This window comes from Sphingobium lactosutens DS20 (assembly GCF_000445105.1).
Lineage (GTDB): Bacteria > Pseudomonadota > Alphaproteobacteria > Sphingomonadales > Sphingomonadaceae > Sphingobium > Sphingobium lactosutens.
The window spans coordinates 1-685 of sequence record NZ_ATDP01000002.1; the positions used below are offsets into that span (position 1 = coordinate 1).

Genomic DNA, 685 nt, shown 5'->3' on the forward strand with positions numbered 1-685 from the left:
TTTCGGGACGCCCGATTAGGGCGTGACCGACGTCAGACAGCGGAAGGATCGTGCGCTTCAGCGCTGGGGCGGATCGGGATTGGTCTACGTATCCGATCGAGTTCCTGCACGAGTTGGGCATTGCGCCGCTCAAGCCTCTCGGCACGTTGCTCGGCGTCGACGGCGCGTTTCAACAGGCTAGCGTTATGTGTCGCGAGGGCGGCGCTTCGAGCTTCGGCATCCCGAAGAGCCGAGCGTGTGCGATCGGCCTCTCTGGCGGTCGTCTCGTTCGCGCCGGCACGCTGCGACTGAAGCGCGCGGAGGCCGTCGAGAACGCCGGCATGATGGGTATATATGATGTTGCGGCCGACCCCGGCTGCCCGTGCGAGCGCAGCGACTGTGGGTTCTGCGGAGGGATTGCCGGCGAGGCCTGCAAGGGCTTCACGCAGGCGCGCATCCGTCTTTGCCCGCCGTCGAGCTTGCGGGCTGGACAGGTCAATTTCGGTCGCCATCGGTATTTCCTTCGTCTAACTGGTCCAGGATACGGCGAGATTCCTGGATGCGGGCTTCTGCAAGCGCACGGCTCTCGGAGTCGAGGTCATCGCGCTGGAGCAAAGCGCTGTTGCGCTCAAGGCGCGCTTCCCAGACCGGCTTATGCTTGCCGGTCACGGCGAAGTTGGCGCAAGTCGAGCAAGTGCTTTGCGTG

At 64.4% G+C, this 685-nt stretch carries 1 protein-coding gene and 1 pseudogene; both read right to left on the minus strand.

The genetic code is table 11. The features are described 5' to 3' along the window. Window positions 1-32: 32 nt before the first annotated feature. A complete protein-coding gene (locus RLDS_RS29210; RefSeq protein WP_020819456.1) occupies window positions 33-491 on the minus strand; it encodes a hypothetical protein in 459 nt (152 codons plus the stop codon). After that, a pseudogene (locus tag RLDS_RS56755) lies at window positions 475-685 on the minus strand (integrase); the annotation flags it as partial. The gene RLDS_RS29210 and the pseudogene RLDS_RS56755, both read right to left, overlap by 17 nt.